Origin of the sequence: Streptomyces sp. NPDC049040, from assembly GCF_043197715.1 — a bacterium.
Classification (GTDB): Bacteria; Actinomycetota; Actinomycetes; order Streptomycetales; family Streptomycetaceae; genus Actinacidiphila.
In genome coordinates this window covers 260,554-282,368 of sequence record NZ_JBICTO010000003.1, presented here as the reverse complement: position 1 = coordinate 282,368, position 21,815 = coordinate 260,554, and the positions used below count along the sequence as shown (strand labels likewise).

The 21,815-nt window shown below is 73.7% G+C and carries 18 protein-coding genes; 3 read left to right on the top strand and 15 right to left on the bottom strand.

The window, feature by feature from the left end; all coding sequences use genetic code 11:
- Positions 1 to 88 precede the first annotated feature (88 nt).
- From ACGFMP_RS10460 to ACGFMP_RS10445, 4 genes are all read right to left on the bottom strand, one after another.
- The gene (locus tag ACGFMP_RS10460; RefSeq protein WP_393671649.1) at positions 89 to 1,192 is read right to left on the bottom strand and encodes a Gfo/Idh/MocA family protein; all 1,104 of its coding nucleotides are present in this window, start codon (positions 1,190 to 1,192) and stop codon (positions 89 to 91) included.
- Positions 1,189 to 1,935 carry a sugar phosphate isomerase/epimerase family protein gene (locus tag ACGFMP_RS10455; RefSeq protein ID WP_393671648.1) on the bottom strand — a complete coding sequence of 249 codons (747 nt, stop codon included), beginning with the start codon at positions 1,933 to 1,935 and terminating at the stop codon, positions 1,189 to 1,191. The genes ACGFMP_RS10460 and ACGFMP_RS10455 overlap by 4 nt, the downstream gene beginning before the upstream one ends.
- A gap of 90 nt (positions 1,936 to 2,025) precedes the next feature.
- Positions 2,026 to 2,946 (bottom strand): sugar phosphate isomerase/epimerase family protein, encoded by a 921-nt coding sequence (locus ACGFMP_RS10450; RefSeq protein WP_393671647.1) that lies wholly within the window; start codon positions 2,944 to 2,946, stop codon positions 2,026 to 2,028.
- Between the two features lies 1 nt (position 2,947).
- Complete coding sequence (locus ACGFMP_RS10445) at positions 2,948 to 4,048, bottom strand: Gfo/Idh/MocA family protein (protein ID WP_393671645.1); 1,101 nt, start codon at positions 4,046 to 4,048, stop codon at positions 2,948 to 2,950.
- Between the two features lie 125 nt (positions 4,049 to 4,173).
- On the opposite strand from ACGFMP_RS10445, the gene ACGFMP_RS10440 reads away from it, so the two are divergent.
- Entirely contained in the window at positions 4,174 to 5,355 is a 1,182-nt protein-coding gene (locus ACGFMP_RS10440; RefSeq protein WP_393671643.1) for an ROK family protein, read from the top strand.
- Positions 5,356 to 5,483: 128 nt separating this feature from the next.
- On the top strand, positions 5,484 to 6,590 hold the full coding sequence (locus ACGFMP_RS10435) for a DUF5954 family protein (RefSeq protein ID WP_393671642.1): 1,107 nt from the start codon (positions 5,484 to 5,486) through the stop codon (positions 6,588 to 6,590).
- A 53-nt stretch (positions 6,591 to 6,643) separates the two neighbouring features.
- Here ACGFMP_RS10435 and ACGFMP_RS10430 read toward each other — a convergent pair whose 3' ends face one another.
- The 8 genes from ACGFMP_RS10430 to ACGFMP_RS10395 form a co-directional block, all read right to left on the bottom strand.
- On the bottom strand, positions 6,644 to 8,119 hold the full coding sequence (locus ACGFMP_RS10430) for a DNA-3-methyladenine glycosylase 2 family protein (protein ID WP_393671640.1): 1,476 nt from the start codon (positions 8,117 to 8,119) through the stop codon (positions 6,644 to 6,646).
- A gap of 580 nt (positions 8,120 to 8,699) precedes the next feature.
- Positions 8,700 to 9,104, bottom strand: a complete 405-nt coding sequence (locus ACGFMP_RS10425) for an NTP pyrophosphohydrolase (protein ID WP_393671638.1) — start codon at positions 9,102 to 9,104, stop codon at positions 8,700 to 8,702.
- On the bottom strand, positions 9,101 to 10,216 hold the full coding sequence (locus ACGFMP_RS10420; RefSeq protein WP_393671637.1) for an aldose epimerase family protein: 1,116 nt from the start codon (positions 10,214 to 10,216) through the stop codon (positions 9,101 to 9,103). The genes ACGFMP_RS10425 and ACGFMP_RS10420 overlap by 4 nt, the downstream gene beginning before the upstream one ends.
- 82 nt (positions 10,217 to 10,298) lie before the next feature.
- Positions 10,299 to 11,315 carry a LacI family DNA-binding transcriptional regulator gene (locus ACGFMP_RS10415; RefSeq protein WP_393671636.1) on the bottom strand — a complete coding sequence of 339 codons (1,017 nt, stop codon included), beginning with the start codon at positions 11,313 to 11,315 and terminating at the stop codon, positions 10,299 to 10,301.
- 94 nt (positions 11,316 to 11,409) lie between these two features.
- A complete protein-coding gene (locus tag ACGFMP_RS10410; protein WP_393671634.1) occupies positions 11,410 to 12,441 on the bottom strand; it encodes an ABC transporter permease in 1,032 nt (343 codons plus the stop codon).
- Complete coding sequence (locus tag ACGFMP_RS10405; protein WP_393671632.1) at positions 12,438 to 13,400, bottom strand: ABC transporter permease; 963 nt, start codon at positions 13,398 to 13,400, stop codon at positions 12,438 to 12,440. Before ACGFMP_RS10405 ends, ACGFMP_RS10410 begins: the two co-directional genes overlap by 4 nt.
- Positions 13,397 to 15,202 carry an ATP-binding cassette domain-containing protein gene (locus tag ACGFMP_RS10400; protein WP_393671631.1) on the bottom strand — a complete coding sequence of 602 codons (1,806 nt, stop codon included), beginning with the start codon at positions 15,200 to 15,202 and terminating at the stop codon, positions 13,397 to 13,399. Before ACGFMP_RS10400 ends, ACGFMP_RS10405 begins: the two co-directional genes overlap by 4 nt.
- Positions 15,203 to 15,243: 41 nt before the next feature.
- Entirely contained in the window at positions 15,244 to 16,338 is a 1,095-nt protein-coding gene (locus ACGFMP_RS10395; RefSeq protein WP_393671629.1) for an ABC transporter substrate-binding protein, read from the bottom strand.
- 324 nt (positions 16,339 to 16,662) lie between these two features.
- On the opposite strand from ACGFMP_RS10395, the gene ACGFMP_RS10390 reads away from it, so the two are divergent.
- Positions 16,663 to 19,119 carry an RICIN domain-containing protein gene (locus ACGFMP_RS10390; RefSeq protein ID WP_393671627.1) on the top strand — a complete coding sequence of 819 codons (2,457 nt, stop codon included), beginning with the start codon at positions 16,663 to 16,665 and terminating at the stop codon, positions 19,117 to 19,119.
- A gap of 21 nt (positions 19,120 to 19,140) precedes the next feature.
- Here ACGFMP_RS10390 and ACGFMP_RS10385 read toward each other — a convergent pair whose 3' ends face one another.
- The 3 genes from ACGFMP_RS10385 to ACGFMP_RS10375 form a co-directional block, all read right to left on the bottom strand.
- Positions 19,141 to 20,082 carry an endo alpha-1,4 polygalactosaminidase gene (locus tag ACGFMP_RS10385; protein WP_393671626.1) on the bottom strand — a complete coding sequence of 314 codons (942 nt, stop codon included), beginning with the start codon at positions 20,080 to 20,082 and terminating at the stop codon, positions 19,141 to 19,143.
- A complete protein-coding gene (locus ACGFMP_RS10380; protein WP_393672135.1) occupies positions 20,079 to 20,771 on the bottom strand; it encodes a spherulation-specific family 4 protein in 693 nt (230 codons plus the stop codon). The genes ACGFMP_RS10385 and ACGFMP_RS10380 overlap by 4 nt, the downstream gene beginning before the upstream one ends.
- Positions 20,772 to 20,857: 86 nt before the next feature.
- The gene (locus ACGFMP_RS10375) at positions 20,858 to 21,808 is read right to left on the bottom strand and encodes an NAD-dependent epimerase/dehydratase family protein (RefSeq protein ID WP_393671624.1); all 951 of its coding nucleotides are present in this window, start codon (positions 21,806 to 21,808) and stop codon (positions 20,858 to 20,860) included.
- Positions 21,809 to 21,815 lie beyond the last annotated feature (7 nt).

The window sequence follows — 21,815 nt, the reverse complement described above, 5'->3', positions numbered from 1 at the left end:
AACCCCCGCCCCCCCCACCCCCCCCGGGGGGGGCCGGCGGGGCGTAGCGGGGGCCGCGGGGGCGCCCCGGGGGGGTGGCGCCGCGGTGTCAGGCCCGCGCCCCCACCACCGGGTCCCAGTCTTCCGGCAGGACGGGCACCACCGGTGCACCGGACTCCAGGGGCAGCACGGCATGGCGCTCGGCCGACTCGGTGATCGTCGACATCAACTCCAGCACGTGCTGCGCCAGGTCACCGGAGGCGCGGTGGTCGGTGCCCCCGCGCAGGACGCGCGCCATGTCGAGAACGCCCATGCCGCGCCCGGCGCTCGAACCGGTCACCGGCAGGTCACGCCAGGTCTCCTCGCCGAACGCCTGGACCTGCAGCGGCCCGACGAAGGTGTTCGGGTCCGGCAGCGACAGGGTGCCCTCGGTACCGGTGATCTCGATCATCCGGCGCGGCACCGCCGAGTCGAAGCTGAAGGTCGCCGACGCGCTCGGCCCGCTCTCGAAGTCCAGCAGCGCCTGCACATGGGTCGGCACCTCCACGGCGAAGGCCGTGCCCGCCTTGGGCCCCGAGCCGATCACCCGCTCCGCGCGCGCCTGCCTGGCCGTCGCCGACACCCGGCTCACCGGGCCGAACAGGGCGACCAGCGCCGTCAGGTAGTACGGGCCGATGTCGAACAGCGGCCCGGCGCCGTACTGGAACAGGAACTCCGGGCTCGGGTGCCAGCTCTCCGGCCCCGGGCCCTGGGTCACGGCGGTCACGGCGACCGGCTCGCCGATGACTCCTGAGCTCAGCGCCCGCGCGGCGGACTGGAGTCCGGCGCCCAGGAAGGTGTCGGGCGCGCTGCCCACCCGCAGCCCCGCCGCCTGCGCCTCGGCGAGGATCTTCGCCCCGTCGGCCGGCGCGAGCGCCAGCGGCTTCTCGCCGTAGACGTGCTTGCCGGCCCGCAGCGCCGCGCTCGCGACCTCGGCGTGCGCTGCCGGGATGGTGAGGTTGACGACGATCTCGACCTCGGGGATCGCCAGGACGGACGCGACGTCGCCGGCCGCCGGCACCCCGAAGGTGTCCGCCGCGGCCCTGGCCCGGCCGATGTCCAGGTCGGCCACCGCGAGCACCCGCACATCGGGGAACTTCGACAGCGCCGTCAGGTACTGGGTGCTGATCACTCCGGCGCCGACCAGCGCGACGCCGACGGGACCGGTGCTCATGAGCGCCCCTCGAGTTCGGTCAGGTAGCGGTGGCTCTCGGCGACGGCCTCGAAGACGTCGCCCGCGCAGCTGTCGAGCTCCACGATCCGCACCGCCTCCGGCGCCGCCGCGAGGATCGACGGCACGTCGATGGTGCCCTGCCCGACGGCGGTGTGCGGTTCGTCCTTGACGCCCGGGCCGTCCTTGACGTGCAGGGCCAGCACCCGGTCGCCCAGCGAGCGCAGCAGCGCGGGCACATCGGCGCCGCCGACGACAGCCCAGTAGGTGTCGACCTCGAGGAAGACCTCGGGCGCCAGCAGATCGGCCAGCACCTCGAGGGCGGTACGGCCCTCGAAGCGCGGCTCGATCTCCCACCAGTGGTTGTGGTAGCCGATCGCGACGTCGTGCTCCGCGGCCTTGGCCGCGAAGCCGTTGAGCCGGTCGGCGACCTGCTGGAGGCCGTCGGTGGTGGTGAACAGCTCGTGCTCGATACCGCCGGGGATGATCGCCCGGTCGGTGCCGACGGCGCGTACCGCGTCGAAGACCTCTCCGGCGTCCTTGCTGAACAGCGCGTAGGCGTGGGTGCTCGGCACGGTGAAGCCCAGCTCGTCGGCGAGCTTGCGGAATCCGGTCGGGTCACCGGTCGGGTCGTAGGGCTCCACCGAGCGGTAGCCGATCTCGGCGAGCCGGGTCAGCGTGCCGTCGCGGTCGGCGGCGATCTGGTCCCGGAGGGTGTAGAGCTGGATGCTCAGGGGCGTTGCCATCGAAACGATGCCTCCTGGAAATGCGGCTGGTGCGGTACGGGCGGTACGGGTGCGGCCCGGCGGAGCCGCTTCTTCGAGTCGGACGGTCTGTCAGCCCACGATGAGCGGCCGCAGCGTGCGGTGGGCGATTTCCAGCCCCTGGGTGATCCTTGCGGTGTCCCCGCTCCACACCGGGTCCTCGTGCTCCACGGACAGCACCCCGGTGAAGCCGCCTTCGTAGAGGGTGTCCACGATCCGGCGCCAGTCGACGTCGCCGAGCCCCGGCACCCGGTAGCGCCACCAGCCGCTGTCCCAGCCGTCGGCGCGCTCGACCGTGCGGCCGAAGAAGCCGTGGCGGTCCCTGGCGCGCGGGTCGAGCTGCGCGTCCTTGGCCTGGGCGTGCGGGATCCGGTCGATGTACGGGCGCAGTGCGGTCACCGGGTCGATGCCCAGCCAGAGCAGGTGGGAGGGGTCGTAGTTGAGGTAGAGGCCAAGGCCGAACATCCACTCCCACAGCTCGGGGGAGTAGGCGAGATTGCCCGGGTAGCCGTCGGGGTGCCAGCCCTCCATCACGCAGTTCTCGATGATGATCTTCACACCGCGCTCGCCCGCATACTCCACGAGCGGCGGCAGCTCGCGCTCGGCCAGCGCGATGTTCTCCTTGACCGACAGACCGGGGTGGCGGCCGATGAAGGTGCCGACGTACTCGACGCCGAGCAGTGCCGCCGCGTTGACGTTCGCCCGTACGTGGGCGGCGATCTCGGACCTGCGGGCCTGGTCGGGGTGCAGGTTGTTCTCGTAGTACGCCAGCGCCGACAGGGTCAGGCCGTGCCGGTCGAACAGCTCGCGCACCTCGTCGGCCTGCCGCTTGCCGAAGTCGGTGACGTCGATGTGGCTGGCCTCGAAGTCCCGTGATCCGGTGGACGGCCAGGTGGCCACCTCCAGCGCCTGGTAGTCGTGCGAGCCCGCCCAGGCGGCGATCTCGTCCAGCGGCAGTTGCGGAAGGCAGGCGGTCAGAAAGCCCAGCTTCATCTCAGGAGACCTCTTTCCAGGACCGGTCCGCCGCCGACGTCAGTACGGCCTCGGTGAGGCGCACCATGCGGGCGGCGTCGTCGAAGGTGGGGAAGGCCCCACCGGTGCCGTCGTCGCGGACGGCGGCGTGCACATCGCGTACGAAGGCGGCGAAGCAGTCGAGATAGCCCATCGGGTGGCCGCCGGGCACCACGGACAGCCGGGCCGCCGCGGGGGACAGCACGGCGGGGTCGCGCTGCACCGCGGCGTTCTCGCCGCGGCTGCCGACGAACAGCGTCTCGGGGTTCTCCTGGTCGAAGGCGAGCGACGTGGCGCTGCCGTCCACCTCGAACCACAGCCGGTTCTTCCGGCCGGGGGAGATCTGCGACACCGTCAGGGTGCCGGTGGCGCCGCGGTCGGTGCGGAAGAGCAGCTGCACCGCGTCCTCGGTGTCCGGTGTCCCGCCGGACCTGGCCAGCGTCTGGCTGACCGCGGTCAGCTCGGTGATCCGGTGGCCGGTCACCCACTCCACCAGGTCGCACCAGTGCGAGCCGATGTCGGCGAAGGCCCGGGACGGGCCGCCCGCCACCGCGTCCACCCGCCAGTTGGTGTCGCCGGGCTCCGACAGCCAGTCCTGGAGGTAGTGCCCGTGCAGCAGGCGCACCTCGCCGGCCCGGCCGTCGAGCACCCGCGCCCGCGCCTCTGCCGCCATCGGGTGGTAGCGGTAGACGAACGGCACCGCGGCCACCAGGCCTGACCCCGCCGCCAGCGCCGCCAGCGCGTCCGCGGTGGCCGACCCGGTGGTGAGCGGCTTCTCGCACACCACGTGCTTGCCGGCCCGCAGGGCGAGTTCGGCCAGCCCCGCGTGCGCGTCGTTGGGCGTGCAGATGTGCACCACGTCCACGTCGTCGCTGGTGACCAGCTCCTCCGAGCTGTCGAAGGCGCGCCCGACGCCGAGGGCCGCGGCCGCCTCCTTGGCGCGCGCCGGGGTCGAGGCGCTGATGCCGACCACCGGCGCGCCGGTTCGGCGTACGGCGTCCAGATGGACACGTCCGATCATCCCCGCGCCGGCGATTGCCGTACGCAGTGACGATACGGGCGCGACCGTTGCGTTACCGCCCACAAATGGCCTCCCATTCCGCTTGACTCAAACGCTAGCCATCCGGGTTTCGGTTGACAATGGCAAGATTTCCGCTAACTTCTGTCATAAATCCGCCGGACGACAGCCCGACGAAAGGCAGCCCCGAGGTGACCGCAGCAGGCGACCGGCAGTTGACCGCGCTCAGTGAACTGGCCGGCCTCGTGGCCGGCGGCACCACCCGGCGCAGCCAACTCGCCACCGCCACGGGACTGTCACGGGCCGCCGTCGCCCAGCGCGTCGACCTGCTGATCGCCAAGGGCCTGCTGGTCGAGACCGGCACGGTGGCCACCGAACGCGGCCGCCCCCCGCTCACCTTGCAACTCGCCTCCGCCACCGCCGTGGTGTGCGCGGTCGACCTCGGCGCCACCCACAGCACGGTGGCCGTCGCGGACCTCGGCGGCACCGTGCTCGCCGAGGCCACCGAGGACCTGGACATCAACGAGGGCCCAGAAGCGGTCCTGACCGGCCTGCACAAGCAGCTCGGCAGGCTGCTGTCCGACGCAGGGCACCCCGCGGAGCACGTCAGGGCGATCAGCATCGGCCTGCCGGGACCGGTCGAGGCCAGCACCGGTACGGTCATCCGCCCGCCGATCATGCGCGGTTGGGACGGCTACCGGGTACCGGCCTTCTTCGCCGACCGCTACCGGGCGCCCGTCCTGGTGGACAACGACGTGAACATGATGGCCCTCGGCGAGTACAGCCACCGCCCGGCCACCACGCACCTGCTGTACGTCAAGGTGGGCACGGGCATCGGCTGCGGCATCGTCTCCGGCGGCGTCGTGCACCGCGGTGCGACCGGCGCGGCCGGCGACATCGGCCACATCCGGGTCCCGGGACACGACGAGGTGCTGTGCCACTGCGGCAACACCGGCTGCGTCGAGGCCGTCGCCTCGGGTGCCGCCATCGCCGCGACGCTGCGTGAGGCGGGCCTGCCGGCGGAACACGCGGCAGACGTGGTCCGCCTGGTGGCGGCGGGCGACCCGCTCGCCCGGCGCCAGGTCAGGCTCGCCGCCCAGCGGCTCGGCGACGTCGTCGCCTCGCTGGTCAGCTTCTACAACCCGGACACGATCGTGCTCGGCGGCAGCATCGCCAGCCTGCACGACGACCTGCTCGCCGACATCCGCGCCGCCGTCTACCGCCGCGCCCTGCCGCTCGCCACCCGTACCGTCGCCATCGAGACCACCCTGCTCGGGCGCAGGGCGGGCATCGAGGGCGCCAGGCGGCTCGCCGTCCAGCACCTGCTCTCCCCTGAGGGGATAGGCCAGATGCTGGCCGGCACCCAGGCCTGACCTCCCGGGCACCCAGGTCCTGTTCGGCCGGCAGTGGTGGCGGTGCAAGATACGGCACCGGCGCCGATTCCGCGGTGCCTTTCACAGAACCACCGCCGACCGCCGCGACGGGTGGGCATGCTGGTGCCATGGAGTACTCCGCCGACGACGCCACCGCCTACCAGACCATCCGGGTGACCGCCCCGGAGTCGCCGGTTGCGGCACTCGCCGACGTGGAGGCGTGGAAGGCGCGCAAGACGTACCCGTCGATGCTGTTCGCCGGCGGCCCGGTCTTCGGAGTGGCCCGGGAGGGACAGGCCGGCGGATGGGTCCTCCAGCCGTACTTCAGCGGGCTCGCCCCGCAGGACGCAAGGGACGGCCTCGGCTCGTACTTCCGCCGGATCGCCTCGGAGGCGGCCGGCGGCGGCGACCGGCGGCAGGCCGCCGAATACCAGGCCGCGGGTGAACTCCTGGACTGGGAGGCGCTCAACGACCTGACGGTGTGCGGCTGCCGCTACCGCGTCGTACGGGCGGAGCGCTTCATCCGGATGGGGCCGGACGGCCCGGAACCGCCCCGGATCACCGACCCCGACCCCAGCCGCCCGGGTGAGTCGCACGAAGGGCTCGACCCGGCGGCGGGGCTCCTCATCGACCCCTACGACGCCACGGGCGTGTCGGAAGGCATACTCAAGGCCGAACTCCTTGCCGCGCTGCGCAAGCACGGGACCGTGCCGGGCGGTGTCCGCGACGACTCGCAGACCGCCGCGGTCACGCACCCCGGCGGGGTGCTGCTGCCCGCCACCTTCATGACCGCGGAACGCGAAGGCGGCCAGTGGCGGCCGGGTTCCAGTGGCACCGCGACGACGCCGCAGTCCGCGCGGGACGGGCTGGCGATGCAGCTGCGGGTCATGGTCCCCTGGCAGCGGGACCTCACGAACGAGCAGCGCTCGGTCTACAACGGTGCCGCCGACCGGCTCGACGCGCAGCGCTGCGACGAACTCGACGTGGCTGGGCGCCACTTCCGTATCGTCCGGGTCGAACGCCTGCTCCGTGTCGGCCCCGACGGGCCCGAAGGCCCCCGCCCGTCCGACCCCGACCCCGTGCCACCGGTCATGGTCCAGGACCGCGAACTGCGCGAGCAGGGCCTCCTGCGCGACGAGGAGGACGGCCCGGAGGAGCCGGACGAGAGCACGCAGAAATTCCTCCGGCTCTTCGACGAGGAGCGCCGGCGGCGCGAAGCACTCCGCAGGGCCTGAGACCGCCCCGCGCCACGTCCGGCACCCTCGACCGGGTGACGTGACGACCGCCCTCAGGAACTGCGCGCCAGGACCGTCGCGGGGGCAGGCCCCGGCTCGGCCGGGCGGGGAGCGGGGGCGACCAGGAGGTGGTGCGTCGCGTAGGTGCGCCACGGGCGCCAGTGCGGGGCCGGGGTGGAGCCCGGCAGCAGGACGTCGGGGTCACCGAGGGCGCGCATGCGGATGACGGCGGCCGTACGGGCCCCCACCCCCGCGATCCCCAGCAGGGCACGCTCGGCCTCGTCCCGGTCGGCCCCCGGATCCAGCCGGAGCGAGCCCGCGGTGAGGGCTTCGGCGACCGCCCGCACGACGGGACGCACCCCCGGGTCCAGTTCCGTGAGCCCGGCGTCCACGAGGTCCGCGGGCCGCGGGAAGAGCCGGGTGAGGCCGCCGCCGGCCGCGGCCAGCGGCTCCCCGTACGCCGCGGCCACGGCGGCCGACCGCTCCGCGTCGCCGATGACCGCCCTGACGGCGAACTCCTCGGGGTCCGCGGTGCCCGGCGCCCGCAGGCCGGGCCGCAGCGCGACGGAAGCGGCCAGGGCAGGATCCGCCCCGAGCCGCTCGGCGACCGCGTACGGATCGGCGTCGAGGTCGAAGAGCCGCCGCACCCGCTGGGTCGCGGTCGTGAGGTCCCGCAGGTCGACGAGGTGCAGCCGGCATTCGAGCCAGCCGCCGCGGCCGGGGCGCTCCGCGACCTCCGCGACGCCCGACCCGTGCGGCAGCCGCAGTGTGCGGCGATACGTGCGTGCGCCCGGCTCGCCGACCGTCTCCTCGACGCCGGCGACCGCACGCGCGGCCAGGTGGTCGAAGACCTGGGCGGAGTCGTAGGCGCCGCGGTAGGCCAGCCGCAACGGGACGCCGGTTGCCGTGGCGTGGCCCCCGCGCGCGCCGGCCGTGACGTCGGCGACCGGGCCGAAGCGGGTGCCGCGGGCCGGGCGGGCGGCGCGCAATTCGGTCGGCGTGGCCGCGTAGATCTCCCGGATGGTCTCGTTGAACTGCCGCACGCTGGCGAAACCGGCCGCGAAGGCGATCTCGGCCGCCTGCATCGTCGTGGTCTGCAGCAGCACCCGTGCGGTGTGGCCGCGCTGGGCGCGTGCCAGCGCGATGGGTCCTGCGCCCAGCTCCGCGTTGAGCTGCCGCTGGACCTGGCGTGCGCTGTAACCCAGCCGGGTGGCCAGGCCCGCGACGCCCTCGCGGTCCACGATCCCGTCGCCGATGAGCCGGATCGCCCGGCCGACCACGTCGGCCCTGGCATTCCAGTCGGCGGAGCCGGGCACCGCGTCCGGCCGGCACCGCCGGCACGCCCGGAAACCGGCGCCCTGCGCGGCGGCGGCGGTGGGGAAGAAGGAGACGTTCGCCCGCTTCGGCGTGATCGCGGGGCAGCTCGGCCGGCAGTAGATCCCGGTGCTCGATACGGCGAAGAAGAACACCCCGTCGAACCGCGCGTCCCGGCTCCGCACCGCCTCGTACCTGCTGTCCTCGGTCGTCATGCGTCCAGTATGGCCACCTTGCACCCCTCGGGCTAGCGGATATCGGACGTGGTGTCCCCGCGTGGACCGAACCCGCGCGCGACCGCCCGGTGCGGGCGGACTGCCCGGTAGCGGCGTCGTGCTCGTGGCGCACCCGGGCCGTGCGGTGGACCCACCGGGCCGCCGGGTCACCGCGTGGCATCGGCAGGCCGCCGGCCTTCCGCGGCGGTCGCGTGGGGCAGCGTCTGCCGGGCTCGTGCGGGGTGCGATGTGCCCGGTGCCGGTCGTCGGGCGGGATCGGCACGGCGGGGCCTGCGGGGCTCAGCGCGGGCGGACCGTGCGTGGGCCTTACGCATGCGGCGGTCGCGCGGGGCAGCGTCTGCCGGGGTCGTGCGGGGTGCGATGTGTGCCGGTGCCGGTGCCGGTGCCGGTCGTCGGGCGGGATCGGCACGGCGGGGCCTGCGGGGCTCAGCGCGGGCGGACCGTGCGTGGGCCTACGCGTGAGGCGGTCGCGCGGGGCAGCGTCTGCCGGGGTCGTGCGGGGTGCGATGTGCCCGGTGCCGGTCGTCGGGCGGGATCGGCACGGCGGGCCCTGCGGGGCTCAGCGCGGGCGGACCGTGCGCGGGCCTACGCATGCGGCGCCCGCCGCGTGGACGCGGGCGCGCAGCTCGCGGTCGGCGGTCACCACCAGGCAGTGGCGGGGGGCGGCCGCCGCGGCGAGCCCGGCGATCAGATCGTCGCCGCTGCCCGGCGCCTCCTCGATCCTGACGCCCGCCACCGGCGGCACCCCGCGGGCCGCGCCCTCGGTCACCAGCACGATGTCGAGCGGTACACCGGTCGCCCACGCCGGGGTGCCGCCCGCGGCGGGCAGGCCCGAGGCGGCGAGCGGGACCAGCAGGTCCCGCAGCCGGGCGGCGGCGCCCTGCCGGTCCCGCCACCAGCCGTCGGGCACGGAGCCGACCACGTTCGCACCGTCCACGAGCAGCAGCGGTGCGGGGCCGGTCACGACGGCTCCCCGCCGCCCGCCAGGTGCGGGAAGCGGAATTCGGTACGGCTGCGCAGCACCTCGCCGGGACGCAGCTGCGTCGAGGGGTACTCGGGACGGTTCGGCGAGTCCGGCAGGTGCTGCGTCTCCAGGCACACCGCGTCGTGCGGGCCGTAGGAGCGGCCGCCGGAGCCGGTGAGGCTGCCGTCCAGCAGGTTGGCGGTGTAGACCTGGATGCCGGGTTCCGTGGTGCGGACCTCCATGGTCCTGCCGCTGCCGGGGTCGTGGAGCACCGCGGCGGTCCGCGGCACCGCCGGTTCGGCGGGCGGCCTCAGCACCCAGCAGTGGTCGTAGCCGTCGGCTGCCTTGACCTGCGGGTCCGGGGCGCGCAGCCCGTCGCCGAGCGCCCGCGGCGAGGTGAAGTCGAACGGCGTGCCCGCCACCCGCTGTTCCGGCCCCCACGGGATGGACTCGGTGGAGACCGGCAGGAAGCCGTCGGCGTCGACACGCAGCATGTGACGCAGTATCCCGCCGCCGGCCGCCCCCTGCCCGCCGGAGGCCGGCGGGTCCGCCTGCGCCCCGGCCAGGTTGAAGTACGCGTGGTTGGTGAGGTTGACGACCGTCGGCAGGTCGGTGCGCGCCTCGAAGGACAGCGCCAGCGTCCCGTCCTCGCCGAGCGAGTACGTCGCGCTCACGTCCAGCGCGCCGGGGAAGCCCATGTCGCCGTCCGGGCTGTGCAGCGTCAACCGCAGCGCGCCCGGCAGCGGTTCGGCCTGCCACAGCCGGTGGTGGAAGCCGTCGGGGCCGCCGTGCAGGGTGTGCCCGCGGTCGTTGGCCGGCAGCCGGTGCAGCCGGCCGTCGAGAAGCAGCCTGGCGCCGCCGATCCGGTTGGCGTAACGGCCGATCAGCGCCCCGAAGAACGGGCTCTCGGCGTAGGCCGGCACGTCCGGCAGCGACAGCACGACCGACGCGCTGCGCCCCGCGGCGTCCGGCACGTGCAGGGCGTGCAGGGTGCCGCCGTAGGTGAGGATCTCGGCGGCGACCCCGGCCGCCGACTCCAGCCGCCAGCACTCCACCGGCCGTCCGTCGGGGGCGTGGCCGAAGGGTGAGCTGTGCGGTGTGGGCGCGGGCATCTGCGGTCCTCGGCGGTCGGCGGGTCGGGGCAGGGGCGGAGCGGGGCAGGGCTTGCCGGCATACGGGCGTTCGCCCGCGGGTTCAGCCGGCGCGTGCGGCGGTGGACTCCCGTGCGACCAGCGTGTAGCCGGGGCGTATCCGCTCGGGCTGCAGCTGCGGGGCGCCGGCCAGCCTGGCCACCACGCGCTCGACCGCCAGCCGGGCGATGGCCTGCTTGTCGGGCGAGACGGTGGTCAGCGCGATCGTCGAGAAGCGGCCCTCCTCGACGTCGTCGAACCCGACCACGGAAACGTCCTGGGGCACCCGCAGCCCCCGTTCGACCAGCGCCCGCATCGCACCCAGCGCCATCAGGTCGTTGTACGCGAAGACCGCGTCCGGCCGCGCGCCGCGGTCGAGCAGTGCGTTCATCGCCGCGGCGCCGTCCCAGCGGCCGTAGCCGTCGGTCGCCGCCACCAGCGTCTCGTCGTGCGGGAGCCCTGCGGCGGTCAGCTCCTCGCGCCAGCCGCGCAGCCGCAGGTGGGCGGGCTGCCTCGCCATCTCCCTGCGCGCGCCGAGGAAGGCGATCCGCTGCCGGCCGAGCCCGGTCAGGTGGCGTACCGCGGTACGCGCCGCGGCCACGTTGTCGATGGCGATGTGGTCGTAGGGCGCGTCGTACTCCCGCTCGCCGAGCAGCACCAGCGGGGCGTCGCCCGGGCGGCCGAGCAGGTCGGCGGCCTCCAGCTCGATCGGGCTGAGGATCAGGCCGTCGATGACGTGCGCCCTGAAGCCCTGCGAGACCAGCACCTCCTTCTCCCGCAGGCCCGCGGTGTGGTCGAGCAGCACCGTGTAGTCGTGCCGCGCGGCGGCGTCGATGACGGCGCCCGCCAGCTCCGCGAAGTAGGGGTTGCCCAGTTCGGGCACGGCGAGCGCGATGATGCCGGTCCTGCCCTTGCGCAGATGGCGGGCGGTCAGGTTCGGCCGGTAGCCGAGCTCGTCGATGGCCCGCTGTACGCGCTCCCGCATCGCGGGGGTCACGTGCGGGTAGTTGTTCACGACGTTCGACACGGTCTTGACGGACACGCCTGCCAGCTGCGCGACGTCCTTGAGGCTGGCGCCCACGGAGTTCCTTCCCTCGGCCGTCCTGCGGAGGCACGGCGGTTCCGGCCTCAGTGTGCCGGTCCCGTATCCGGTACGGGTGCGCGGCCGGTGTCCGTCAGGTGCCGCGTCTGGCCGCCGACAGATACCGCTGGGCGACCACGACCACGATCAGGAAGCCGCCGCTGACCACCGACTGGTAGGAGGAGTTGAGCGAGCCGATCTGGTTGATCAGGTTCTGGATGACGCCGAGCAGCAGCACTCCCCACAGCGTGCCGGACACCGAGCCCGCCCCGCCCACCAGCAGCGTGCCGCCGATGACCACCGCGGAGATGGCGTCCAGCTCCATGCCGACGCCGATGATGGTCACCCCGGACGACAGCCTGGCCGCGTTCAGCGCCCCGGCGAACCCGGCGAGCAGCCCGCTGAGCGTGTAGACCAGCACCTTGGTACGCGCCACCGGCAGGCCCATCAGCAGCGCCGCGTCCCCGCTGCCGCCGACCGCGAACAGCGCCTGGCCGAAGGAGGTGCGCTGGAGCACGAGCCCGCCGACGCCGAACAGCGCGAGCGCGATCAGCACCGGGTAGCCGAAGCCCCACACCGAGCCGCCGCCGAGTTTCTGGAAGGCAGAACCACGCGGCACCAGATACGTCTTGGCGCCCTCGTGGGTCAGCGCGAGCAGCAGCCCGCGGGCGCCGAGCAGCGAGGCGAGCGTCACGATGAAGGGCGCCATGCCGGCCTTGGCGACCAGCAGCCCGTTGATCGCGCCGATCGCCCCGCACACCACGAGCGGCAGCAGCAGCGCCGGCAGGAAGCCGTACTGCGACGCCCAGGCGGCGACCACCCCGCCGAGCGCGAAGACCGAGCCGACGGACAGGTCGATGCCGCCGGTGACGATCACCAGGGTCATGCCGAGCGCGACGACCGAGAGGAAGGACGCCTGGATGGTGATGCCGCGGGTGTTGTCCAGGGTCGCGAAGGACGAGAAGAGGAAGGAGGAGATCACGCAGAGCAGGACGAGGACGGCCAGCACGCCCTGGCGCTGGAGCAGTTCCGCGGCGCGCTGCCGCCCGCTCGGGCGCGGTTCCGCGACCACGGTGGGCGGCGGGCCCGCGGGCGCGGGCAGGGCGGGGTTCACGAGGGACTTCATCGGGCTCTGCGCTCCCGGGCGACGTAGACGGCGACGAGGATGATGCCCGCCTGGACCATCTGGGCGGTGGAGTCGTGCAGGTCGTGGGTGACCAGGGTGGCGTGCAGCAGCTGCATCAGCAGGGCGCCGAAGACGGTGCCGAGCACCCGGACCGAGCCGCCGGTCAGCGGGGTGCCGCCGACCACGACGGCGGTGATCGCGGACAGCTCCATCAGGTTGCCGAGCGAGGACGGGTCGCTCGCGGTCAGCCGTGCGGTGGCGAGCACGCCCGCGAGCGCGGCGAGCACCCCGCAGATCACGTAGACCCCGATCAGCACCCGCCGGACCGGCAGCCCGGCCAGCGCGGCGGCCTTCCTGTTGCCGCCGACGGCCACCAGCTGGCGGCCGAAGGCCGTGCGCTGGACCAGCCCGGCGACGAGTGCGGCGAGCACACCGGCGATCAGCACGACGACCGGGATGCCCAGGACGCTGTCGGTGCCAAGGCTCAGCAGGTCGGTGTTCTCGATCTGCTTGAGCTGCCCGTCGGCGATCACCAGGGCCAGGCCCCGGCCGCCGACGAACAGCGCGAGCGTGGCGACGATCGGCTGGAGCCCGACGAGCGACACCAGCGAGCCGTTGACCAGCCCGACCACCACTCCGGCGAGCAGCGCCACCAGCAGTGCGGGCACGATGCCGTAGCCGAGGTAGAGCGGCAGCAGCGCGCCGGACAGTGCCATGGTGGAGCCCACCGACAGGTCGACCCCCTCGGTGCCGATCACCAGGGCCATGCCGAGCGCGACGATCACGACGGGGGAGACCTGGACCAGCTGGGTGCGCAGGTTGTCCGCGGTCAGGAAGTGGTCGGTGAACAGGCCGTTGAAGGCCAGCAGCGCCAGTACGGCCGCGTAGACGCCGTAGCGCTGGAGCGCGTCGGCGATCCGCGGCCGGTCCAGGCCGCGGGGGAGCGCGAACGACGTCATCGGGGGTCCTCCTCCTTGCGCGGGCCGGGCGCCTGCGCCGACGGCCGGTCCGCGGCCTGGTCCGGTGCCTGGCCCGCCGCCGGGTCCTTCGCCCGGGCGGCCTCGTCCACGGCACTCGGCGATCCATCCGGGGTGCCGTCCGGCGATCCCTCCGCCGGTTCGACCGCCGGGCCTTCCGCCGGTTCGACCGCCGGGCCTTCCGTCGGTTCTGCGGGGTCCGGCGCGGTCTCGGCCAGTACGGTCAGCAGCGCGCCCTCGGAGACCTCGTCGCCGGTCAGCTCGCCCGCGACGGCGCCGGCCCGCAGCACCACGATGCGGTCGGCGCCCTCCACCAGCTCCTCGAGCTCGGAGGAGATCAGCAGCACCGCAAGGCCCTCGGCGGCCAGCTCGTCGATCAGTGTCTGGACCTCGGCCTTGGCGCCGACGTCGATGCCCCGGGTGGGCTCGTCGAGCAGCAGCACCCGCGGCTCCAGGCACAGCCAGCGGGCCAGCAGCACCTTTTGCTGATTGCCGCCGGACAGCTCGCCGACCTTCTGCTCCGGGCTCGCCGCCTTGATCCGCAGCCGCTTCATGAAGACGTCCACCACCCGGTCCTGCCTGCGCCGGGAGACGAAGCCGAAACGGGACAGCCGGGGGAGTGCGGCCAGCACGATGTTCTCCCGCACCGAGAGGCCGGGCACGATGCCCTCGGCCTTGCGGTCCTCCGGCAGCAGGCTGATGCCGGCCCTGATCGCGGCGGCCGAGCTGATCCGCCGCAGCCGCCGGCCGCCGACCGAGATCTCGCCGGCGTCCAGCGGCAGCGCGCCCGCGAGCGCCTTCGCCGTCTCGCTGCGGCCCGACCCGAGCAGCCCGCCAAGGCCCAGCACCTCACCCGGCCGCAGGTCGAGCCCGATGCCGTCGAGCAGGTGCCGGCGGCTCAGCCCGGTCGCGGTGAGCACGGGTTCAGCGCCTGCCGTCCTGCCGCCGCCGAAGCTGGTGGCGCCCTCCTTGCGGACGCGGGCCAGTTCCCTGCCGAGCATCATCGAGACCAGCCGTACCCGGTCGGTGTCCGCGAGGTCGCCGGTGTGGACCAGGCGCCCGTCGCGCAGCACGGTGACCCGGTCGCAGATCCGGTACAGCTCGTCCATCCGGTGGCTGACGTAGACCAGCGAGATGCCGCGGTCGTGCAGCTCGCCGATCACCCGGAACAGCGTCTCGACCTCACGGGGTTCGAGCGACGAGGTGGGCTCGTCCATCACCACGACCCGGGCGCGTACCGAGACCGCCCGGGCCAGCGCCACCATCTGCTGGGTGCCGACGCCCAGGGTGTGCAGCGGGCGGCGCGGGTCGGTGGTGATGCCGAAGCCGCCCAGCAGCTCCGCGGTCTCCCGGTGCATCCGGCGGAAGTCCACCAGGCCCAGCCTGGTTTTCGGCTCCCGCCCCAGGAAGATGTTGCGGGCCACGCTCATCAGCGGGACCAGGTTCACCTCCTGGTAGATGGTGGAGATGCCGGCCTGCTGCGCCTCGTGCGGGCGGTGGAAGGAGACAGGTTCGCCGCCGAGCCGCAACTCGCCCTCGTCGGGCCGGTGGACGCCGGTGAGGATCTTGATCAGCGTCGACTTGCCCGCCCCGTTCTCCCCGACGAGCGCGTGGGTCTCACCCGCGCGCAGGGTGAACGAGACATCGTCGAGCGCCACCACGCCGGGGAAGCGCTTGCCGACGCCGACCGCCTCCAGCACTGGGGTCGGCGGGGCGGCGGCGTCCCGCGGGTCGTCGGGACCTGGCGGGGCGGACTGCGCCGCTGCGGCTTCTGGTGGTGCCATGTCGGTGGCCTGGCCTTCCGGGTGTCAGGGTGCGGGTCGGCTCAGAAGGCCCCGGCCACCGAGTCCTTGGCGTTGCTCTCGTCGTAGGCGCGGTCGGAGATGATCACGTTCTCCGGTATCGCCTCGCCGCCGTAGAACTTCTGCGCGGTGGCGAAGGCCAGCGGCCCGAAGCGCGGGTTGGACTCGATCACCGCGTTGTACTGGCCGGCGACGATGGCCTGTACGGCGTTGCGGGTGCCGTCCACCGAGACGATCTTCACGTCCTTGCCGGGGTTCTTGCCGGCGCTCTTGAGCGCGGTGACCGCGCCGAGGCCCATCTCGTCGTTCTCCGCGTAGACGGCGGTGATGCCGGGCTTGGACTGGATCAGCTGCTCCATGACCTGCTGGCCCTTGTCCCGGGTGAACTCACCGGTCTGCTGGGCGACCACCTTGAGCCCTGGCGCCTTGGCGGCGATCTCGTCGAGGAAGCCCTTGGTGCGGTCGGTGGTGACGTTGTTGCCCGAGGAGCCGAGCAGGATCGCCACCTGGCCCTTGCCGCCGGTCGCCTTGATCATGGCGTCCGCGGCGCGCTGGCCCTGCTTGACGAAGTCCGAGCCGAGGAAGGTGACGTAGTCCTTGCAGGAGGTGGCGTTGATCTTCCGGTCGATGGTGATCACCGGCACGTGCTTGGCCGCCGCTGCCTGGAGTGCGGGCTCCAGCCCGTCGGAGTTGAGCGGCGCCACGATGAGCAGCTGCGCGCCCTGGGTGAGCATGTCCTGGATGTCGCTGATCTGCTTGGGCAGTTGGGACTGCGCGTCGGTGGTGAGCAGTTTCTTCACCCCGAGCTTGGCCGCCTCGTCCTTGATGGACTTGGTCTCGGCGATCCGGAAGGGGTTGTCCTCCTTCTCGGACTGCGAGAAGCCGACGACGGCGTTCTTCAGGTCCAGCTTCTGCGCGCCGTGGGACGTCAGGGTGCAGCCGTCGGCCGCGGCGGTGGCCGATTCCGTGACCTGTTGCTGGGCGGCGTCCTGTGACGATCCGCTGGGCGTGGCCGCCTTGTCGTCGCCCTCGGACTTGGAGCAGCCCGTGGCGGCGAGGCCCGCTGTGGCGAGCAGCAGGCAGGCGGCGGCCAGGGCGCGGGTTCTGTGCTTCTTCATGCTCACGACACTCCTTGGTCTCGGCGGAGGTGGGTCCGCCGGTCGTACGAGTGGTCCGGGGCAGCACGCGGGGAGGCGGGAACAGGTGTTCCCTGATGCGGCTTTACAACGTTATATACGCGCCCTCGGGTGGCGACAAGAAGTCTGTCGAGAGTTTCGAAAACCTGCCATTCCCTGCCGTCGCCCGCTGCTTGCCGATGCGGGTGGGACTTGTGACGACTTCTGTGTGAGCTATGGACATGACAGCCGGGGCATGCTGTCATGCCGGGTGGCATCGATCTTTCCAACGTTGGAAGAATACGAACCGCCAGGAGGCCACCCCCCATGCCCCTGAACCGCCGACAGTTCGTCGCCACCGCGATCACCGCGGGCGCCGCGCTCCCGCTGCTGCCGTCCGCGCCCGCCCAAGCCGCCGCCGGGGACGGGACACCGGGCCGTGCCTCGTCCCGGGTCACTCCCGCCCCCGGCGGTCTCTACAGCCCCAACGCCGCCCCCCTCGCCCCCACCGCCTTCCTCCGGCTGCCGCCCGGCGCGGTCACCGCCCGCGGCTGGCTCGACGGCCGGCTCCGCCAGCAACTCGCCGGGCTGTGCGGCCAGTACGCCTCGACCTCGCACTTCCTGGCCATGGACGACAGCGGCTGGGTCCACCCGGAGAAGACCGGCTGGGAGGAAGTCCCGTACTGGCTGCGCGGCTACGTCGACCTGGCGATCCTCACCCGCGACAGCACCGCGCTGGCCGCAGTGCGCCGCTGGGTCGACGCCATCCTCGCCACCGCGAAGTCCGACGGCTTCTTCGGCCCGACGGCGCTGCGCACCTCACTCGGCGGCGGCCCCGACTTCTGGCCGTACCTGCCGCTGACCTGGGCGCTGCGCAACTGGCAGGAGTACAGCGCGGACACCAGGATCGTGCCGATGCTGACCGCCTTCTTCCGCTACATGAACGCCCAGGGCCCGGGTGCCTTCAACCAGAGCTGGGTGTCGGTCCGCTGGGGCGACGGCCTGGACAGCGTCTTCTGGCTCTACAACCGCACCGGCGACGCCTTCCTGCTCGACCTCGCCGACAAGATCCACGCCGGCGGCGCCAACTGGGTGAACAACCTGCCGACCCTGCACAACGTCAACATCGCCCAGGGCTTCCGCGAGCCCGCGCAGTACGCGCTGCGCTCCCCGTCCACGGCGCTCACCCAGGCCGCGTACCAGAACTACACCACCGTGATGACCGCCTACGGCCAGTTCCCCGGCGGCGGCTTCGCGGGCGACGAGAACGCCAGGCCCGGCTTCGGCGACCCGCGCCAGGGCTTCGAGACCTGCGGCATCGTCGAGTTCATGGCCAGCCACCAGCTGCTGACCCGGATCACCGGCGACCCGGTGTGGGCCGACCGCTGCGAGGACCTGGCCTTCAACTCGCTGCCCGCCGCCCTCGACCCGTCGGGCAAGGCCGTGCACTACGTCACCTCCGCCAACAGCGTCGACCTGGACAACACCGCCAAGACGCAGGGGCAGTTCCAGAACAACTGGGCCATGCAGGCCTATCTGCCCGGCGTCGACCAATACCGCTGCTGCCCGCACAACTACGGCATGGGCTGGCCGTACTTCACCGAGGAGCTGTGGCTCGCCACCCCCGACCACGGCCTGGCCGCCGCCATGTACGCACCCAGCACCGTGACCGCGAAGGTCGCGGGCGGCACCCAGGTGACCGTCACCGAGACCACCGACTACCCCTTCGCCGACACCGTGACGCTCACCCTCAACACCCCCGGGCCGCTGGCCTTCCCGCTCTACCTGCGCATACCCGGCTGGTGCACCGCGCCCCGCCTGACCGTCAACGGCGCCGCCGTGAGCGCGCCCGCCGGACCTGCCTTCACGGTCGTCAACCGCACCTGGAACAACGGCGACTCGGTCGTCCTCACCCTGCCGCAGACCACCACGACCAGGACCTGGCCGGGCAACCACGGGGCCACCGGCGTCGACCACGGCCCGCTGAGCTACTCCCTGGACATCGGCGAGACGTACGTGCAGACCGGCGGCACCTCGCAGTTCCCCGAATACGCCGTGCACACCACCTCGGCGTGGAACTACGGGCTCGCCCTCGACGCGGGCGCCACCGCCTTCAGCCGCACCGGCGGCCCGCTGCCGGCCGACCCCTTCAGCCACGGCGGGAACCCGGTGCGTATCACCGCCCCCGCCCGGCGGATCGCCGAATGGCAGGCCGACAGCCAGCACGTCGTCACCCCGCTCCAGGACTCGCCTGCCCGCAGCACCGCCGCCGTCCAGACCGTCACCCTGATCCCGATGGGCACCGCCCGGCTGCGGATCTCCGCCTTCCCCACCACCTCGCCGACCGGCCACCAGTGGTCGGCCCCCGCCCCCTACCGCAGGATCAGGAACAAGAACTCGGGCAAGGTGATGGGTGTGGATCTGATGTCGACGGCGAACAGTGCCCATGTGGTGCAGTTCGACGACAACGGCACGGCCGACCACCTGTGGCAGCTGGTCGACAACGGTGACGGCTGGTTCCGCATCCGCAACCAGAATTCCGGCAAGGTGATGGGTGTGGATCTGATGTCGACGGCGAGCAGTGCCCATGTGGTGCAGTTCGACGACAACGGCACGGCCGACCACCTGTGGCAGCTGGTCGACAACGGTGACGGCTGGTTCCGCATCCGCAACAAGAACTCGGGCAAGGTGATGGGTGTGGATCTGATGTCGACGGCGAACAGCGCCCACGTCGTGCAGTACGACGACAACGGCACCGCCGACCACCTGTGGCAGTTCGTCTGACCCCGGCCGTGGAACCGCCGGTCAGCAGGGGTCGCGCCACGCGTCCAGCGAGAGGTGCTTGCGCATCGAGCTGAAGCCCGCCTTCTTCGCCGCCGGGCAGAAGCGGGAGGGCTCCAGCTCGTACTCGACGTGGAAGACCGGCTTGCCCGCCGCGATGAACGGGGCCAGCCGCCCGCACTCGTCGTACTGCGCGCACTGCTCGTCGACCGAGAAGTCGAAGTCGCCCACCAGCTCCGGCACCTGCCCGAGGTCGTTCTTCAGCCCGACGGCCAGCCCGCGGTCGTGGGCGAGGCCGGCGATCATGCGGTTGTACGCCAGCTGGTCGGCTGCCGTCAGCGGGAAGCCGGTGGTCTCGGCGTACCCGTCCAGCAGATCGGGTTCGACCGCGTCGAAGCCCTTGGCGCGGCACATGTCCAGGCGGGAGGCCATCAGCGGGCGCAGCCGGTCGAGCGCGCGGATGTCGAGCCAGCGCTCACCGTCCCAGCCGTCGCCGCGGCCCAGCAGCGCGGCAGGGAAGTCGCCCGCGTCCGGACGGAAGGACTCCCACGCACCGGCGTTGACGTAGCAGACCACCTTGCGCCCGTCGCCGTGCAGCCGGGCGACGACGCCCGCGCCGTTCTCGAAACCGTCGATGTCGTAGACGGGCACGTCCACGGTGGTGTCCACGGTGCCGCTGAGCTGCCACTGCCAGGCGAGGCCCGGACGCGGCCGCCAGCGCCCGCCCGGCGCCGGCGCCGGTGACCCCGCGGACGTCGGCGGGGACGTCCGCGGGGACGGGCGCCGGGAGACCGGCGGAGGAAGGGGCGGCGCCGATGCCGGCGCCCGCGGGGCCGCGGACGCCGACCGGGACGGCTCCGCGGACCGGCTGTCGTCGTGGCCGCCGGACGGGGAGCAGGCCGCCGCCGCGAGCAGCAGCGCGCCCGCGACGACGGGCCCGAGCAGCCGGGCGGCGCGGCCGGTCACGCGGGACCCGCGGGCACGTGCTGCCACGGGTTCGGCGGCCCGCCCGGCACCGCGCAGTGCACGGCGGCGCCGCGGCCCGCGGCCGTCCGCGCCACCGCCCGCGCGGCCGCGTCGCCGGGCACCCCGTAGACCAGATGGCAGAAGCGCTCAGGGGGATGGTCGGCCGTCCAGCCGGGAACATCCGCCGCCGCGTAGTCCGTCCAGCTGCCCTCGTACGTCACCAGCAGGTCGCACACCGCTGCGTAGCCCGGGTCGGGGTGCACCCCGGGGTTCAGAACCACGGTCCGCGCACCGCCGAGCCTGGCCGCGCCGGCCAGCCGCCGGTAGTACGGCAGCCGGTCGCGGCCCGCCGCGACCCGGTCGAGGAAGACCCCGCGCACCCCGAACCACTCCCGGTGCCGCCGCACATCGCGGTCGACCTCCTGGACGGGCCGGGTGCCGTAGCCGGTGTCCACATAGCCGAACAGCGGTACCCCGGCGGCCCGCAGCCCTTCCGCCGCCGCCACGACGACCCCGTCGGGCCTGCCGCCTGACCCCGGCCCGTCCGCCACGTTGACCACCACTCCGTACAGCCGCCGCGCCGCCCGCTCCAGGGCCAGCCAGGCCCCCGGATCGACGGCGGGATGGATGTACAGCGGGACGAGGAGCGAACGCGCGGCCGCGGCGGGCGGCGTGGCCCGCCACGGCAACGGCCGCGGCGCGTAAGGGGACCGCGGCCGCGACGCGTACGGCACCGGCGTGCGGCCGCGGTACCCGGCCCGCCGCTCGGCGGGCGTCACGCCGGGCCGCCGGTGGCAGGCGCGGTGGCGTCCGACAGCGCCGCCAGCGCGTCGTGCAGGGAACGGACCGGCTGCCAGCCGAGCGTCGCGGCGGTCAGCGAGATGTCCGCCCGCATCCACGACACCTCCGCCGAGCGCTCGGAGCCGGCCCCCGACTCCTCGATCCGCCCGGTGAAGCCGCACAGCCCGGCGAGTTCCGCCGCCAGGTCGCGGACCAGGGTGGCCGCGCCCGACCCGACGTTCAGCACCGGGGGGAGCGGACCCGCGGCGGTGGCGGCCAGCGCGACCGCCTCCGCCACGTCCGTCACGTCCACGAAGTCACGGTACGCGCCCAGGTCGCCGGTGCGGACCCGCCCGTCGGGCGGCGCGCCGCGGAAGGCGGCGGCGAGCCGCCCGGGCAGCCCGGATCCGGGGGCGCCGGCTCCGACCGGGTTGAACACCCGCAGCACCACCGCGTCGAGCCGGGAACCGGCCACCGCGAGGGTGCCCGCCAGTTTCGTGGCCCCGTAGACCCCGGCTGGCCGCGCCGGGGCCGACTCGGCGAGCGCCGTCCCCGGCACGGCCGGCCCGTACTCCGCCGCGGAGCCCAGGTGCACCAGCCGGGCCGCGGGCACCGCCGCGGCCATCGCCTCGCACAGCACCGCGGCGCCCCGGGCGTTGACCGACGCCAGCGCGCTCGCCGGGCCCGCCGTGAGCCCCGCGCAGTTGACCACCACGTCGGGGACGAGCGCCCCGAGCCCGCCGGCCAGCACGTCCACCGGCACCGTGCCGAGGTCGACGTGCAGGTCCGGCAGCGGGCGGCCGCGGGTCCCGTGGCCGCCGTCGGGACCGTGGCCGCGCGCGGCGCGTCCCGCGTGCAGCACGGCCGCCCCCGGCAGCGCGCGGAGCCGCGCGGCCACCGGGGCGCCGAGGAAGCCTCCGCCGCCGAGTAACAGGATCCTGGTCACGCCGCCC

Bases quoted from the DNA above. Each gene is read 5' to 3' on its own strand.
- ACGFMP_RS10405 (WP_393671632.1), bottom strand. From the start codon at position 13,400: ATGACGTCGTTCGCGCTCCCCCGCGGCCTGGACCGGCCGCGGATCGCC.
- ACGFMP_RS10420 (WP_393671637.1), bottom strand. From the start codon at position 10,216: ATGCCCGCGCCCACACCGCACAGCTCACCCTTCGGCCACGCCCCCGAC.
- ACGFMP_RS10400 (WP_393671631.1), bottom strand. From the start codon at position 15,202: ATGGCACCACCAGAAGCCGCAGCGGCGCAGTCCGCCCCGCCAGGTCCC.
- ACGFMP_RS10430 (WP_393671640.1), bottom strand. From the start codon at position 8,119: ATGACGACCGAGGACAGCAGGTACGAGGCGGTGCGGAGCCGGGACGCG.
- ACGFMP_RS10395 (WP_393671629.1), bottom strand. From the start codon at position 16,338: ATGAAGAAGCACAGAACCCGCGCCCTGGCCGCCGCCTGCCTGCTGCTC.
- ACGFMP_RS10450 (WP_393671647.1), bottom strand. From the start codon at position 2,946: ATGAAGCTGGGCTTTCTGACCGCCTGCCTTCCGCAACTGCCGCTGGAC.
- ACGFMP_RS10455 (WP_393671648.1), bottom strand. From the start codon at position 1,935: ATGGCAACGCCCCTGAGCATCCAGCTCTACACCCTCCGGGACCAGATC.
- ACGFMP_RS10410 (WP_393671634.1), bottom strand. From the start codon at position 12,441: ATGAAGTCCCTCGTGAACCCCGCCCTGCCCGCGCCCGCGGGCCCGCCG.
- ACGFMP_RS10435 (WP_393671642.1), top strand. From the start codon at position 5,484: ATGGAGTACTCCGCCGACGACGCCACCGCCTACCAGACCATCCGGGTG.
- ACGFMP_RS10390 (WP_393671627.1), top strand. From the start codon at position 16,663: ATGCCCCTGAACCGCCGACAGTTCGTCGCCACCGCGATCACCGCGGGC.
- ACGFMP_RS10460 (WP_393671649.1), bottom strand. From the start codon at position 1,192: ATGAGCACCGGTCCCGTCGGCGTCGCGCTGGTCGGCGCCGGAGTGATC.